At 72.8% G+C, this 15,038-nt stretch carries 13 protein-coding genes; 6 read left to right on the forward strand and 7 right to left on the reverse strand.

All coding sequences use genetic code 11. From position 1 onward, the window contains the following. Positions 1–4: 4 nt before the first annotated feature. The gene (locus ACK1X7_RS35955; RefSeq protein WP_383139942.1) at positions 5–649 is read left to right on the forward strand and encodes an amino acid ABC transporter permease; all 645 of its coding nucleotides are present in this window, start codon (positions 5–7) and stop codon (positions 647–649) included. After that, positions 646–1,515: an amino acid ABC transporter permease gene (locus ACK1X7_RS35960; protein WP_385137936.1), complete on the forward strand. Its 870-nt coding sequence runs from the start codon at positions 646–648 to the stop codon at positions 1,513–1,515. Before ACK1X7_RS35955 ends, ACK1X7_RS35960 begins: the two co-directional genes overlap by 4 nt. Before the next feature lie 22 nt (positions 1,516–1,537). On the opposite strand, the gene ACK1X7_RS35965 is transcribed toward ACK1X7_RS35960, so the two are convergent. The 3 genes from ACK1X7_RS35965 to ACK1X7_RS35975 form a co-directional block, all read right to left on the reverse strand. Continuing rightward, entirely contained in the window at positions 1,538–3,160 is a 1,623-nt protein-coding gene (locus ACK1X7_RS35965) for a CocE/NonD family hydrolase (RefSeq protein ID WP_413116150.1), read from the reverse strand. Positions 3,161–3,774: 614 nt separating this feature from the next. Next, positions 3,775–4,104, reverse strand: coding sequence for a DUF6204 family protein (locus tag ACK1X7_RS35970; RefSeq protein WP_385158556.1), 330 nt, complete (start codon positions 4,102–4,104; stop codon positions 3,775–3,777). Beyond that, a complete protein-coding gene (locus ACK1X7_RS35975; RefSeq protein WP_385158558.1) occupies positions 4,092–4,745 on the reverse strand; it encodes a TetR/AcrR family transcriptional regulator in 654 nt (217 codons plus the stop codon). The genes ACK1X7_RS35970 and ACK1X7_RS35975 overlap by 13 nt, the downstream gene beginning before the upstream one ends. Positions 4,746–4,836: 91 nt before the next feature. Here ACK1X7_RS35975 and ACK1X7_RS35980 point away from each other — a divergent pair, with 91 nt between their 5' ends. Next, positions 4,837–5,616 carry an ABC transporter ATP-binding protein gene (locus tag ACK1X7_RS35980; protein ID WP_385158560.1) on the forward strand — a complete coding sequence of 260 codons (780 nt, stop codon included), beginning with the start codon at positions 4,837–4,839 and terminating at the stop codon, positions 5,614–5,616. Positions 5,617–5,725: 109 nt separating this feature from the next. After that, entirely contained in the window at positions 5,726–6,478 is a 753-nt protein-coding gene (locus ACK1X7_RS35985) for an ABC transporter permease (protein ID WP_385152502.1), read from the forward strand. 40 nt (positions 6,479–6,518) lie between these two features. Here the strand turns inward: ACK1X7_RS35985 and ACK1X7_RS35990 are convergent, their stop codons facing one another. After that, positions 6,519–7,274: a hypothetical protein gene (locus ACK1X7_RS35990; protein WP_385152505.1), complete on the reverse strand. Its 756-nt coding sequence runs from the start codon at positions 7,272–7,274 to the stop codon at positions 6,519–6,521. 279 nt (positions 7,275–7,553) lie between these two features. Between ACK1X7_RS35990 and ggt the strand changes: the two genes are divergently transcribed. Next, the gene (gene ggt, locus ACK1X7_RS35995) at positions 7,554–9,335 is read left to right on the forward strand and encodes a gamma-glutamyltransferase (RefSeq protein ID WP_385152529.1); all 1,782 of its coding nucleotides are present in this window, start codon (positions 7,554–7,556) and stop codon (positions 9,333–9,335) included. Between the two features lie 85 nt (positions 9,336–9,420). On the opposite strand, the gene ACK1X7_RS36000 is transcribed toward ggt, so the two are convergent. The 3 genes from ACK1X7_RS36000 to ACK1X7_RS36010 all read right to left on the reverse strand — a co-directional run bounded on the left by ACK1X7_RS36000 (position 9,421) and on the right by ACK1X7_RS36010 (position 12,054). Then, complete coding sequence (locus tag ACK1X7_RS36000; protein ID WP_385152508.1) at positions 9,421–9,978, reverse strand: isochorismatase family protein; 558 nt, start codon at positions 9,976–9,978, stop codon at positions 9,421–9,423. A 73-nt stretch (positions 9,979–10,051) separates the two neighbouring features. Next, complete coding sequence (locus ACK1X7_RS36005) at positions 10,052–11,560, reverse strand: MFS transporter (protein ID WP_413116151.1); 1,509 nt, start codon at positions 11,558–11,560, stop codon at positions 10,052–10,054. Next, complete coding sequence (locus ACK1X7_RS36010) at positions 11,557–12,054, reverse strand: MarR family winged helix-turn-helix transcriptional regulator (RefSeq protein ID WP_385152514.1); 498 nt, start codon at positions 12,052–12,054, stop codon at positions 11,557–11,559. Before ACK1X7_RS36010 ends, ACK1X7_RS36005 begins: the two co-directional genes overlap by 4 nt. 163 nt (positions 12,055–12,217) lie before the next feature. On the opposite strand from ACK1X7_RS36010, the gene ACK1X7_RS36015 reads away from it, so the two are divergent. Then, positions 12,218–14,347 (forward strand): hypothetical protein, encoded by a 2,130-nt coding sequence (locus ACK1X7_RS36015; protein WP_413116152.1) that lies wholly within the window; start codon positions 12,218–12,220, stop codon positions 14,345–14,347. The last annotated feature ends 691 nt before the right edge of the window (positions 14,348–15,038 follow it).

The raw sequence follows: 15,038 nt of genomic DNA on the forward strand, positions 1-15,038 counted from the left end.
TCCCATGGACGTGCTCACCCAGAACTTCGCGCTTTACGGCAAGGGCTTCCTCGGCACCGTGGAGCTGACCGTCTACGCCTCGCTGCTCGCCCTCGCGCTCGGCATCCTGATGGCCGCCTTCCGGGTGGCGCCGGTCGCCTCGCTGCGCGCCTTCGGCACCGCCTGGGTGACGGTGCTCCGCAACACCCCGCTGACGCTGCTGTTCTTCGCGGTGATGCTGGGGCTGCCGCGCTTCGGTCTGGTGCTGCCGTTCACCGTCTTCGCGGTGCTGGCGCTCGGCTGCTACACCTCGGCGTTCATCTGCGAGGCGGTGCGCGCGGGCATCAACACGGTGCCGGTGGGGCAGGGCGAGGCGGCCCGCAGCCTGGGCATGACGTTCGACCAGACGCTGAGCGCGGTGGTGCTGCCACAGGCGTTCCGCTCGGTCATCCCGCCGATCGGATCGACCCTGATCGCGCTCGCCAAGAACTCGGCCATCGCCGGTTCGTTCAGCGTCACCGAACTGCTCGGCACCTATAAACCCCTCAATGAACGGGGCTACAGCATCATCTGGTCCTTCGTCTGGATCGCCGTCGGGTATCTGATCATCACCCTCGCCATCAGCGCGATCTTCGCCCTGCTGGAGCGGCGCTGGGGGGTGCGGCGATGACCGCCCCCTCGACCACCGCCCTCTACGACGTCCCCGGGCCGCACACCCGGCGCCGGCACCGGATCTACGCGCTGGCCGGGACGGCCGTGCTGCTGGCCCTGCTCGGCTGGGTCGTCTATCTCCTCGTCCACACCGGCCAGTTCGCCTACCGCAAGTGGATGCCGTTCGAGTACAAGGGCATCCAGGAGCTGCTGCTGAACGGGCTCGCGGGCACCCTCAAGGCGTTCGGCATCGCCGCGGTCCTCTCGCTCGCCCTCGGCGGGGTACTCGCCGCGGGGCGGCTCTCCGAGCATCGCCCGGTGCGCTGGGTGGCCACGCTGCTGGTGGAGTTCTTCCGGGCGATGCCCGTCCTGGTGATGATCTTCTTCGTCTTCGTGGCGCTGAAGGTCCAGCCGCTGCCCGCCCTCGTCACCGGGCTGACGCTGTACAACGGCTCGGTGCTGGCCGAGGTGTTCCGGGCCGGGGTGAACTCGGTGGACCGCGGCCAGCGCGAGGCGGCGTACTCGCTCGGCCTGCGGAAGACCCAGGTCATGGCGTCCGTACTGGTGCCGCAGGGGGTGCGGGCGATGCTTCCGGCCATCATCAGCCAATTGGTGGTGGCCCTGAAGGACACCTCGCTCGGCTTCCTCATCACCTACGAGGAGTTTCTGCACGCCGGAAAGCTGATCGCGTCCAATCTCGACTACGACCTGCCGTTCATCCCGGTGGTCATGGTGATCTCACCCATCTACATCGGGATGTGCATGCTGCTGTCGTGGTTCGCCAACTGGGTGGCCAAGCGGGAGCGGCGCAGTGTGAAGACCCACCAGGTCGAGGTCGCCGCCGCCGAACCGGCCGCCCCGATGCCGGGGGACACCCGCGGCTGAGCCGGGACGGCCGGAGGCTGCCTCAATCGCGGACCGGGACCGTGAGGTAGGACGGGTCGGCGGCCGGGGACGAGAACGTGAGATGGGCGCCGTCCGGGTTGTGCTCGATGTAGAGCGGATCGACGGTGTCGACGACCAGCGCCAGCCGGTGGCCCGCCGGGACGTCGTACGCCGTGGAGAACAGCTCCAGGTCCACTCCGAACGGCGTGCCCGGGGTGCGGTCGTGGAAGGTGACCGGGGCGTTGGTGATGAGCTTGCCGACGCCCAGCGAGCCCACGTCGTAGAGATACGCGACCGCCGTACCGTCCGAGCGGTCGCTGGTCACGGTGGTGTGGAGCTTCACGGTGCCGCGGACGCGCTGCTCGCGAGCGGAGGCTCCGGTCTGCCAGACGGCCGCGTGGGACCGGGGCAGCAGCGGGATCGAGGCCAGCGGCGGGACCTTGAGGAACTGGTCGAGGGCGCCGCTCAGCAGCACCGTTCCGGCATTGGCACCGGAGTCGTGGTTGGCGGTGATCTTCTCGGTGCCGGCGAGCGGGACGCGGCGCTGCTCGGAGGGGACGGCCGACCAGCTCGGGTACCCCTCGTAGTCGTCGCCGCGCGCCGTACGGGACATCAGTTGCACCGGCGCTTGTGTGTCGATGCCGTTGCGCTCGCCCTTGAGGTAGCGGTCGAGCCACTGCCGGGCATGGCTCCAGGTGGTGTTGGGCAGTCCGAGCAGCCCGGTGAGTTCGGCGGTGGCGTGGTCGCCGGGCCGCAGCTCCAGTCGCTTGGGGCCGGTGAGCTTGTCGAAGAAGTCGGCGTAACTGTTGGGCGGGAAGATCGAGTCGCCCCAGGAGTTGCCCAGCATGATGGCCGCGCCATTGGCGTTGATCCGGTCGAGGTAGGTGGCGGCGGAGCGCTTCTTGCCCCAGGCGATCAGATCCTTTTCCTTGGCGAGGTTGGAGGAGAAGAAGTCATCGAGGATCTGCTGGAACTCCTCGCTGGGCCGGCCGGTCAGCGCCCCGGCCCCGGCGAGCAGCCCGGCGGCCTGGGAGTGCTGGGTGCGGTTGCCGTAGATCGAGGCGACCAGGTCCGCCCAGCCGCTCATGGCCACCACGGCCTTGATCCGCGGGTCGGCACCGGCCGCGAGCAGGCTGATCCCGGCGCCGTAGGAGAGCCCGGCCATGCCGATGTGGTCGGGGTCGGCGGGGGTGTTGGCCAGCGCCCAGTCGATGGCCTTGGACGCGTCGGCGATATCGGGCGGCCCGGCCGTCTCGATCTTCCCGCCGGACTGCCAGAAGCCGCGGGTGTTGTAGGTGAGCACCACATATCCGGCTTCGGCGAGCTTCTTGGCCTGGGCGAGATATTCGACCTGGGGCAGGGACCAACTGGTGGGCAGGACGACGAGGGGCAGACGGCGGGAGGCGTCGGCGTCCGCGGGGGCCACGACGTTGGCGGCCAGCTTCACGCCGCCGTCGCCGGGGATGTCGACGAACCGTATGGAGACGCCCGAGGCGGTGGATTCGGCGGAGGCGGCTGTGGCGGTGGTGGGGGCCGGTGCCGCGGCCTGGACGGAGGGGGCGAGGCCGAAGGCCGCTCCCGCCAGGACGGCCACCGAGACGGCGGCGGCTGTCGTGGGGCGCGGGGCTTTGCGGGCAGGGGTCACTGTGGCTCCTGGTGGGGGTGCCGTGGGGGTGCCGTGGGGGCAGGGGAGCACCGGTGCTGGTGACCTGACGGTAACTCGGGGGTTTACCGGCGGTAATAGCGCGGTAAGTTACGCCTGGGTAACGATAGAGGCCGTGGTCGGCTGCCGGGGCCGGCCCGGCCCGGGGCGCTATCCGGGGGCCGGATCCGCCAGGGTCCGGCCCCGCCCGGGCGGAATTCCGCGCGAGCGGAAGCAACCGCCGAGCCTCGGCCCTGCGTCGAACCCTGACCTCGCGTCGAGCCCTGACCCCGGGCTGGGCCCAGGGCCCCGCGCTCAGGGGGTGTCCGACGGATCGCGACGCCTGCGGCGGGCCGTCCCCCTCCCCGCCCCTTCCCACAACTGGGGCTCCGCCCCAGACCCCGCTCCTCAAACGCCGGAGGGGCTGAAGGCGGGCTCTGCCCCAGGACCTGCTCCTCAAGTGCCGGAGGGGCCGAAAGGCGGGGCTTCGCCCCGGAGTTCGGGGTCCAGGGGTGAAACCCCTGGTAGCGGGAAGGGGCGGGGAGGGGGAAAGACCCGCCGGACACCCCGTAGCGCCGCTCGCGCGGGAGTGCGTCCATCGCCCATCGTCCATCGCGCTACGTGCCGCCCGCCCCGCGGGGGTTGCGCCGTCCGCCCTTGCGGCGGATCTTGATGTCCCGCATGTCCGTCACCCCGACCCGCAGGATCCGATGGGGGTAACCGTGGGCGGTCAGCGCCGCGATGGCCTGTTCGGTCGCCTCGTGTTCGCCGTCGTCCGGCTCCGCCGGAACCTGGCAGCGGAAGGTGAACGCCGAAAGGCTCTGGTCGCAGGTGAAGGTGCCCGCCTCGGTGAAGCCCACCTGAAAGGAGTCGACCGCGGTGCGCAGCGCCTCGCGATCGTCCTCGCCCAGTTCCTCGAAGGCCCCGCGGATCGTCACTCGGAACACGGTCGCTCCTCCCGTACGGCGTAGCCGAGCATCGGCGCGCCGAGCATCTCCTCGATGGCGTCGAGGAGTTCGGCCACGGCCTTGGCGATGGCGTCGGGGCGCTCACCCGCCGTGACGCGCCGGCCGATCTCGCCGAAGATGAGTGAGTGATAGCCGCTGATCTGGGCGGCCACCACACGTGGCAGCGGATCCTCCGGCGCCGTGCCGGTCTCCTCGGCGAGCACGGCGGCCAGTTCGTCGTTCATCCGGTGGCCCAGCTCCTCCAGCCGGGCGAGCAGCGTGGGGGCGGCCCGCATCATCGCGAAGAACGGGCCGAAGCCCTCGGTCAGCCCCAGTGAGCGGTCGCGGCGCGCCACCTCCTCGCGCAGCCGGTCCAGCACCGCCTGGGCGGCGGACCGGCCGGGCGGGCGCTCGCGCACGATGTCGGCGAGCCGCCGCGGGGATGCCTGATCGGGCGGCAGGACCAGATCCTCCTTGGCCGGGAAGTAGTTGTAGACGGTGTTGACGGACACCTCCGCGGCCTCGGCGACCTCGGCGACCGTGACCCGGTCGAAGCCCCGTTCCAGGAACAGGCCGGTGGCCACGTCCGCGATCCGTCGGCGCGTACGGCGCTTGTGCCGTTCCCGCAGTCCTTCGCTCATGGCGGTCAGTGTATCCCGTTGCAAACTTGCATACGCCTCTGATCTTTAAGTCGATTGCAAGTTTGGGGAGCGTTGTGCTCTGATCGTGGGCATGTCCTCATCCGTCATCCACGTCCGCGGCCTCGCCCGGACCTTCGCGCTGGGCAGCGGCCCCGTGCACGCCGTCCGCGGTATCGATCTGACCGTCGGCCGCGGCGAGATCCTCGGCTTCCTCGGCCCCAATGGCGCCGGTAAGACCACGACCCTGCGCATGCTCACCACCCTGCTGCCGCCCAGCGGAGGCGAGGCCGAGATCGCCGGGCGCGATCTGCTCCGCGATCCGGCGGGTGTACGGCGGCGGATCGGCTATGTGGCCCAGTCGGGCGGCCTGGACCCGGCGTGCTCCGTACGCGAGGAGCTGGTCACCCAGGGCCGGCTGCATCTGATGTCCCGGGGCGCGGCGGCCGGGCGCGCCGCTGAACTCGCCGCCGAACTCGGCCTGTCGGGGCTCATGGACCGCCCGACCGGCGCCCTGTCCGGCGGTCAGCGCCGTCGGGTGGAGATCGCGCTGGGCCTGGTCAACCGGCCCGAGGTGCTCTTCCTCGACGAGCCCACCACCGGTCTCGACCCCGGCAGCCGGGCCGAGCTGTGGGACCTGGTGCGGCGCGTCCGCGCCGAGCACGGCACCACGGTCTTCCTCACCACCCATTACCTGGACGAGGCCGATGCGCTCGCCGACCGGATCGTGGTCGTGGACGCCGGGCGGATCGTCGCCGAGGGCACCTCCGCCGAGCTCAAGCGCCGCTATGCGGGCGATCCGGCCGCCAGCCTCCAGGACGCCTTCCTCGCCATCACCGGCCGGTCCACGGCCGAGCGACCCCTCGCCATCTGAGGGGTGTCCGGCGGGCTGTTCCCCTCCCCGTCCCTTCCCACAACCGGGGCTTCGCCCCAGACCCCAGGCCCCGGGGTTCAGGGGCATCCGACAAACCCAAGGGCCCCTTATGACTCTTCTCGCCCATACCGGCATCGTCTTCGGCCGCTGTCTGCGCTCGACGCTCCGCTCGAAGACCAATCTCTTCTTCGGGATGCTCCAGCCGCTGCTCCTGCTCGCCCTCTTCGGCCCGCTGCTGACCGGACTCGACATGGGCGTCAGCGGATCGTCCTGGCAGACGCTGGTCCCCGGCGTACTCGTCCAGCTCGCCCTGCTCGGCGGGTCGTACGTCGGGCTCGGACTGCTGATGGACCGCAACCTCGGCGTTCTGGACCGGATGCGGGTCACCCCGGTCAGCCCGCTGGCGCTGCTGCTCGGCCGCACCCTGCGCGATGTCGTCCAGCTCGTGGCCCAGTCGGTGCTGCTGGTGCTGCTCGGTCTCGCCTTCGGGCTGCGCGCCCCGCTCCCCGGTGTGCTGATCGGCCTGCTGTTCGTGGCCGTGCTCGCGGCGGCCCTGTCCGCGCTCTCCTACGGGCTGGCCATGAACGTCCGCACATCCCCGGAGTTCGCCGCCATCGCCAACACGGCGGCCATGCCGCTGATGCTGCTCTCCGGCCTGCTGCTGCCGATGGCCCTGGCCCCCGGATGGCTGGAGGGCGCCTCGCGCGCCGTGCCGTTCAGCTACACGGTCGACGCGGTGCGCCAGGTGTTCCTGGGGCACTACGCCAACACCACGGTCGCCGTCGGGGCGGCCGTCACCCTGGCCCTGGCGGCGCTGTGTCTGATGGGCGGGGCGCGCCTGTTCGCCCGGGTCCGCGGCTGAGTCGGTGGCTCTGGGCCGGCTCAGTCGCCCTTGGCCGGGCTCAGTCGTCCTTCGCGGCAGCCTTCGCGGCGGCGCGCGGGCCCGCCGGAGTGGTCGCGGGCTTGGTCACATCCGCGACCAGCTCCACCAGATCCGGGCCGTACGCCTGGGAGTTGACCACCTTCAGCAGCAGACAGAAGGAGCCCTGGGCGCCGTACTTCCGGGCCAGCTTGGCGCGGTTGCGGACGAGGTGGCGGACGGCGGCGCGATGGGTGACCGGCCGCTGTCCGGCCGCCAGGAAGACCGGCCGGCTGTCGTCGCCCGCCGTCAGCCGGGCCAGCAGCACATACTCGACCGTGCCCGGCTCCGGGCGGTAGTGCGTACCGGCGATGGTGAACATCCCCCGGTCCGTGCCGGAGTCGTCCCCCGGGTGCACGGTGACGCCCGGCAGTAGATTGGTCATATGGGCGGCGAGCCTGCGGTGCGCGGTCGGATCGCCGACGCAGAACTCCGTGCGCGCGCCGAAGCCCTGGAGCCCCGTGTCATGCGGGGCGACCTCGGTATGCGCCCCGCAGTTCTCCACGATCGACGCGAGACCGAGCAGCGCGAGCGCGTCATGGCGGGGGATGCTCCAGTGGGCCGAGGTGCTGTCCCGATGGGTGACCAGCACGCACTCCGAGCCTTCCGGCAGTCCGAAGAAGCGCTGCTCGCGGGCGCGCTTGCGGCGCCCGAACGCCGAATGCACGGCCCAGCCGGCAGCCAGGCCCACGATCAGGGCCGCCGCGGAGGCGATCAGGTCCTGCATGGTGTCTGTCATGGCCGCGCATCGTAGCGGCCGATCGGGTACGCGTTCGAGCGTACGGGTGAACGAACGCGGGAACGCGCACCTGTACGGATGGCGGGACGGATCGGCGATCCACTACCCCTGTCGTGGGCATGAGGCTCGCGGGTAGGCTCCGCTCCCTGTCGTTTCGCTTGGAGGTCACGGATGGGGCACGCCGTACGACCAGCCGCATCGTCAACCACGTCCACCACTCGCGCCTCCGCCGCGGCGGCCGTCCGGCGCCGACTGCCCGCGCTGGCGGCCGCGGCCGGAATGGTCGCGGTGCTGGGCGTCGTCCCGGCCGGTGCCGCCGGGCAGGATCAGGACGGCACCGCGAAGCCCGCTCCCGCCAAGACACCCGTGGCCGTCGGCTACGGCGGCGCCGTCTCCAGCGTGGACGCCGACGCCTCGGCGGCCGGGATCGATGTGCTGCGGCACGGGGGCAACGCGGTGGACGCGGCGGTGGCGACCGCCGCCGCGCTCGGCGTCACCGAGCCGTACTCGGCCGGTGTCGGCGGCGGTGGTTACTTCGTCTACTACAACGCCAAGCGGCACAAGGTCTCCACGCTCGACGGCCGCGAGACCGCGCCCCGCAGCGCGGACCAGAAGCTCTTCCTCGGCAAGGACGGCAAACCGCTGCCGTTCGCCGACGCCGTCACCAGCGGGCTGAGCGTCGGCACCCCCGGCACCCCCGCCACCTGGAACGACGCCCTGAAGGACTGGGGCACCCGCTCCCTGGGGCAGGTGCTCAGGCCCGCCGAGCGGCTGGCCCGCGACGGGTTCACCGTCGACAGCACCTTCCGCCAGCAGACCGCCGACAACCAGGCCCGCTTCAAGGACTTCCCGGCCACCGCCAAGCTCTTCCTGCCCGGCGGCCAGCCCCCGGCGGTCGGCTCGACCTTCCGCAACCCCGACCTCGCCCGTACGTACGCGCTGCTGGCCAAGAAGGGCGTCGGCGCGATCTACAAGGGCGAGCTGGGCCGCGACATCGTCGACACCGTGCGCAAGCCGCCCGTCGACCCGAAGGCGCAGCGCGTGGTGCGCGCGGGCGATCTGACGGCCGAGGACCTGCGGGCCTACGGAACGAAGCGGCAGGCCCCGACCCGGACCGCCTACCGCGGTCTGGACGTGTACGGCATGGCGCCCTCGTCCTCCGGCGGGACCAGCGTCGCCGAGGCGCTCAACATCCTGGAGAAGACCGACCTCTCCAAGCTCAGCGACCTCCAGTATCTGCACCGCTATATCGAGGCCAGCCGGATCGCCTTCGCCGACCGGGGCCGCTGGGTCGGCGACCCCGCCGCCGAGGACGTCCCCACCAAGGGGCTCACCTCGCAGCGGTTCGCCGACTCCCGGGCCTGCCTGATCAAGGACGACGCGGTGCTCAAGAGCCCCGTACCGCCCGGCGACCCGAACAACCTGTCCGCGCCCGGCTCCTGCGACACCCGCGGCCACGCCGCCCCGACCACGTACGAGGGCGAGAACACCACGCATCTCACGGTCGCCGACAAGTGGGGCAATGTGGTGGCCTACACCCTCACCATCGAGCAGACCGGCGGCAGCGGGATCACCGTCCCCGGCCGTGGCTTCCTGCTCAACAACGAGCTGACCGACTTCTCCTTCGCGCCCGCCGACCCCGCCGTCCACGACCCGAACCTGCCGGGCCCGGGGAAGCGGCCGCGCTCGTCCATGTCGCCGACGATCGTGCTGGACGGCCATAAGCCGGTGCTGGCGCTGGGCTCCCCGGGCGGGGCGACCATCATCACCACCGTGCTTCAGACCCTGCTGAATCACGTCGACCGGGGCATGCCGCTGGTGGACGCGATCGCCGCACCGCGCGCCAGCCAGCGCAACGCGGCCCAGACGGAGCTGGAACCGGGGCTGTGGAACGGCCCCGAGCGCGCCAAGCTGGAGGCGCTCGGCCACTCCTTCAAGCAGAACCCCGAGATCGGGGCGGCGACCGGGGTGCAGCGGCTGTCCGGCGGACGGTGGCTGGCGGCGGCCGAGACGGAACGGCGGGGCGGCGGCTCGGCGATGGTGGTCAGCCCGAAGCGCTGATCCGACGCGGTGGGCCGAGCGGTGGGTCGGCGGGCTCTGGTGCGATCCAGGAGCCCGTCGGCCCAAGCTTCAGCTCTGCGGCTTCTCAGCCCAGCAGGCCGATGATCGCGTCGGCGGAGTCGGTCTCCCCGAGCCGGGGGAAGATCTTCTCGACGCTGTTGCGGTGCGCCTCGGCGTCCATATCGGTCATGGCGTCGGTCGCCAGCGTCACGTGATACCCGTGCGCGTACGCGCCACGGGCCGTGGACTCCACGCCGATGCTGGTGGCGATGCCGCCGAGCACCACCTGGGTCACCCCGCGGCGGCGCAACTGGAGGTCGAGGTCGGTGCCGTGGAAGGCGCCCCAGGTGTGCTTGGTGACCACGACGTCGCCGTCCTCCTGGCCGAGTTCCGGCACGAGGTCGGCGAAGTCCGCCGGAAACTGCCCGCCTCCGCCGCCCCGCTGAGCCTCGGTACGGCCCGGCGCCCCGGCCACGACCCGGACGAGGACGACCGGCAGCCCCCGCTTGCGGAACGCGGCCGCCAGCCGGGCGCCGCGCTCGATGACCTCGGCGGTGGGGTGGACGGTGGGCAGTCCGGTGATGCCCTTCTGGAGGTCGACGAGGACCAGGGCGGTGTTCGGGTCGAGCACGGTGGCGGGCATGGTGCCTCCTGGGGGCTGGGTCTGGGGGCCTGGGGGCCCGGGTCTGTGGGTCTGGGGGTCTGGGGGTCGTAGGTCAGGTACGGGCGCGGGCGCGCAGCGCCCGGTCGGTGGCGGTCAGCAGCAGCACCGCGAGGCTGAGCGCACCCGCCACCATGGCGATGCCGTGCAGCCCGGCGGCGGTCGCCCGCTGTCCGTAGAAGAGCCCGATCAGCCCGGCGGCGGTGATCGCGCCGAGGTACTGCGAGGTGCGCTGGAGCCCGGCCGCCGCGCCGACGCTCTCGCGTGGGGCCTGGGTGTAGACGGCGGCCTGGTTGCCGGTCGAGGACAGCCCCTGCGGCAGTCCGAAGAGGACCGCGGCCAGCAGCAGCGCGAGAAGCGGGGTGGACTCGTCGGCGAGCAGCAGCACCCCGCTCCCCGCGGCGAGCAGTACGGCCGCGAGGACGAGCGGTGCGTAGATGCCCTTCGTACGGGCGCCGAGCAGTGAGCACACGGCGGCCGCGCCCGACATGGGCAGCATGATCAGTCCGGCCCGGGAGGCGGAGTAGCCATGCCCCTCCTCCAGCCACTGCGCGTAGCCGTACATGACCATGTAGATGACCAGGTACGCCGTGCCGTGGCGGAGGTAGGTGAGAGCGAGGGAGCGGTTGCGGCCGATCATCCGCAGATCGATGAAGGGGCGGGGGCGGCGCAACTGCCACCAGGTGAGGGCCGCCGCGAGGACCAGGACGACGGGCAGCAGCGCCCAGTTGGGCCGTTCCAGGTCCATCAGGAAGATCATGAGGGTGGTGAGAGTGCCGGTGAACAGCGCGATCCCGAGCGGATCGAAGGCGCCGCCCGCCGTCCGCGCCCCGGCGTCCGTGCTCTCTGCGCTGCCCGCGCTGCCCGCGCTGCCCGCGCTCGCCATACGGGTCCTGGGAAGCCAGAGCAGTGCGAGGGCGATGCCGAGGAGGGCCAGCGGCACATTGACCGCGAAGATCGCTCGCCATCCGGCCGTCGCGATGAGCACCCCGCCCAGCACCGGCCCGACCGCCGCGCTGCCGAGCGCGGCGAGCGAGAGCCGTCCGAGCACGGGGCGCGGTGTCTCGCGTCCGGTGGCGACGGACTGGGCGCGCAGCAGCGCCATCGCCGCGGGGTACGCCGCGGACGTACCGATGCCGAGCAGCACCCGCGAGGCGATCAGCCAGCCGAACGCGGGCGCCAGAGCGCCCACGAGCCCGGCGGCGCACACCACGAGCAGCCCGCAGAGGAAGACCCGGCGCGGCCCGAGCAGATCGGCGAGCCGGCCCATCGCGGGCTGCGCCACGGCGCTGGCGAGGTAGAGGGAGGCGACCAGCCAGGCGGTCCGGGCGGCGCCGACGCCGAAGTCATGGCCGATGGCCACCAGCCCGGTGGCGATCATCGTGGAGTTGACGGGGTTGAGGACCGAGCCGATGAGCAGCGGGGCCATCAGCCGGGGACCGAAGGGGTCGGCGGCGCCGGTGGGGTTGCCCAGGACCGAGTTCGCGGCCCCCGTCCCCGTCCCCGTGCCAGTGCCCGTCCCCGTCGCCGGGGGGATGGCGGGCTTGCCCGCGGTGTCGGTCATTCCTGGACCAGCCGCTTGAGCAGTTCGGTGGCCTCGGCGAGGGTGCGGCGCTCATCGGCGTCGAGACGGGTGTCGATCGCGTCGAGCAGCCAGCTCTGCTTGGCCTGCCGTACGGATGTGATCGCCTCCCGCCCGAGATCGGTGATCGAGAAGACCACCTGCCGTCCGTCGGTGGGGTGCGGGGCCCGCTCCACCAGCGTCTGTTCCTCCAGCGCGGCCAGGATCATGCGCATCGACTGCGGCCGCACCAGCTCGGCGCGGGCCAGCGCGGCGGTGGTGGTCGGCCCCTCGGTGTAGAGCCGGCTGATGACCGCCCGCTGGGAGGGGGTGAGCGCCCCCTGCGAGGAGGCGGCCCGCATACGGCGCATGAGCTGGCTGACGACGGCGGCGAGGTCGACGGCGATGCGCTCCTCGGCCTGCGGGGCGGCCTCCGGCCGCGGGCCGGTCTCTGGCCGGTGGGCGGGCTCGGTGGGCAGGGGGTCGGGCGTGGCCATGCCCTCACCCTAGAAGTTCAACAGCTAAACTTGCAAGTTTGCCTGTCATGTGCGGAGCAGGAAAAGCGCTCGTAGCGCAGCCGTAACCGATTCCGTAACACGCAGGGTGTCGAATGCGTGGCCTTGGGCCGTGCATCGCCCGAGGGGGAAGGGAGGGGAGGCCATGGCGAGCGGGCAACTCCCGGCCGAGGTCGAGGAGTTCGCGAGATATCTGCGGGCGCTGACGAGACGGCTGGACGCGGGGACGGGCTGGTACGGCGTCTTCGCCCTGCGCGACCCCGAGGGGCTGAGGGCCTGTCTCGACGGCCTGGAGGTGCCGCCGTGGGACGTCGTCCAGTCCCTGCTTCAGGACCTCTCCACCCAGCGCGGCGCCGGGCCCGCCCAGGAGGCGGCGGCCCGGGCGGCGACCCTCTACCGTGCCTCGGTCGCGGCTCACGACGCCGGACCCGGGAGCCGAGAGGCACTCCGGGACCGCCTGGACGGCATGCTGCGCGAACGACGGAACGCCGCCCGTCGCGAACGCGACCTCCAGACGGCGCTGTCCACCGCCGAGGCCACGGCCGACCGCGAACGCCTCGCCGCGGAGCTGGCCTGGGCCCATGACGACTGGCGTCGCGCAACGGCCCGCACCGAGGAACTCCACGCCCGCCTCACCGCCCTGCCCGCCTCCGGGGCCCGGGCCCCCGCCACCGCACCGACCCCGCCGCCGAGCCCCACCACAACCCCATCGACCCTGACGGGCCCCACGCCGATCGCGCCTGCCCCGGCGCCCTGGCCGTTGGCCCCGACGGCGGGGCCCACGCCACCGGGCACCTCCGCGTCCGCTGTGGGTTCGAGCGCGGAAGCGTCTGCCGTGCCGCCCGCGCAGGGCTTGCGGCCCGCGCCGCCAGCGTCCGCCCTGGCGGCGCCCTGGTCGGTGGCCCCGACGGCGCGGGCGACGCCACCGAGCGCCTCCGCGGGTGTCCCCGCGTCTGCTGTCGGTCCGGGCGCGGACGCGTCTTTCGAGCCCCCGGCGCAGGGTTTGGGGCCCGGGTCGACAGTGTCCGCCCCCGGCCCCTGGTCGGTGGCCCCGGTGGCGGGGCCCACGCCGCCGGGTACCGCCGTGGGTGTCCCCGCGCCCGGTGCGGGGTCGGGCGCGGACGCGTCTATCGAGCCGCCCGCGCAGGACTTGCGGCCCGCGCCGTCAGCGTCCGCTCTGGGACCCTGGTCGGTGGCCCCCACGGCGGGGGCGACACCACTGGGTAACGCCGTGGGCGCCCCCACGCCTGCTGTGGGCTCCGCGCGACCTGGGCTGCGTGGGGCGCGGTTTGCGGGGGTTGAGGAGGCGGCCACGGGGCCGCGCCCGACGGCTTCGGAGGCCGGGTTCCGCGGCGCCGCGCAGGCTGCGACGACGGGGTTCACATCACCGGGCACTCCTGTGGGCGCCTCCGCATCTGGTGTGGACGAGTCTTCGGGGTCCCCCGCGCAGGGTCGGGAGTCCGCGCCCGCCGCGTCTGAGCCCGCCCCTGTCGCCGCGCGACCTCGACCGCGCGGGGCGCGGTTTGCCGGGGCCGGAGGAGGGGGTGTGGCGGCGTCGCCGTCGTCCTCGCCTGGCTCGCCCCTGGCGGAGAGTGGGAGCGAAGTTCCCGCGACCCCGCGCGGTGCTCGGTTCGCCGGGGCGTACGACGGCGAGGGCGGCGGTAAACGCCGTAGGCGGGACAAGGCAGTCGACGACGGGCGGCGGCTTGCCCAGGAGGCGGCGGAGCGCGCCGCAGCGCGACGTGGCGCCCAGGAGGCCGTCGCGCGGCTCGGCCGACTCCGGGCGGCGGGCCGCTCCGGTGAGGCCCATGTCGTGCTGTACGAGGCCGCCGCCTGGTCCGCCCCACGGCTGCCCGTCCTCGCGGAGGAGCTTGAGCGTGCCGGACTCGGGGCCGATGTGTCCACGCTGCTGTGGGAGATGGCGTGTCTGCCGCCCCCACGGCTCGCCGCAGCCGCCGAGGCGCTGGTCGCGGCGGACCGCGAGGCCGACGGCGAGCGGCTGTTACGGCAGAGCGTCTCGCGCCCCGCCCACGAGGTGGCCCACACCGCCCAGGCGCTCCTCGCGGCGGGTGCCTCTCGCAGGGCTGCGTTTCTGCTGGAGGCGCTGGTACGGGCCCGTACGCCGGAGGAGGCGGCGCGGGCGGCGGCAGAGGACCCCGCCACGTTGGTGCCCCTGCTGCTTGATGCTGCCGCAGGTGTGTCCTCCAGCAGTCACCACGATCTCGCCCATGCGATGCGCGCCGCCGGGCTGCCGGGCGTACCCGGTCCCGCCTGAACCTGAGCCTGAGCATGAGCCTGGGCTCCGGGTGGTGCTCGTGGTTGGGTGCGGCGCCGTTTCGCGCCTTCGGCGCATTTGAGCAGCGGCGGCGGTGGTGGGGGCGCGGCGCCGCTGCCGGGCGCCGGGTTGGTGGGTGTGGGCGCCGGTGGCGGCCGCGCTGGTCGGGGGCTGGGGTCGGTGCCGGGCAGGCGGGGGGTACCCCTCTTGAAAACGTTTGACAAATTAGTTGCTTGAGATCAAGCGTTTTTTCGAGGGGGGCCCGGAGGGGGCCGTTAGCCCGAATGGCTCTTAGCCCCGGATCACGGGAGCCGCCATCCGGGTGCGCTCCACCGGCCCGGTGGCCCGCGCAGATTTTTCGGAGGCACCCCCGCCCCCGGGCGGTCCGGCATCGGCCCCAGCTTCCGGGTGCAGGCGCCGCCACCGGCAGTCGCCCCACCGGCCCGGCGGTCGGCGAGCGGCCCGCGCCGATTTCCCGGAATCGTCCCCGCCTCCGTCACTCCGGCATCGGCCTCAGCTCCCGGGCGCGGGCGCCGTCACCGGCGCTCGCGCCCACCGGCCCGGCGCCCGGCGGCGGCGCCGCGCCCCCTACCCCCGCTGCCGCTGCTCAATTGCGCCGAAGGCGCGAGACGAAACCCGCACCCATCCACCCACCCCGCGACCCGACAAAACAGGAAACGTGATCGTCTTC

Origin of the sequence: Streptomyces sp. CY-1, assembly GCF_047218265.1 — a bacterium.
Classification (GTDB): Bacteria; Actinomycetota; Actinomycetes; order Streptomycetales; family Streptomycetaceae; genus Streptomyces; species Streptomyces niphimycinicus.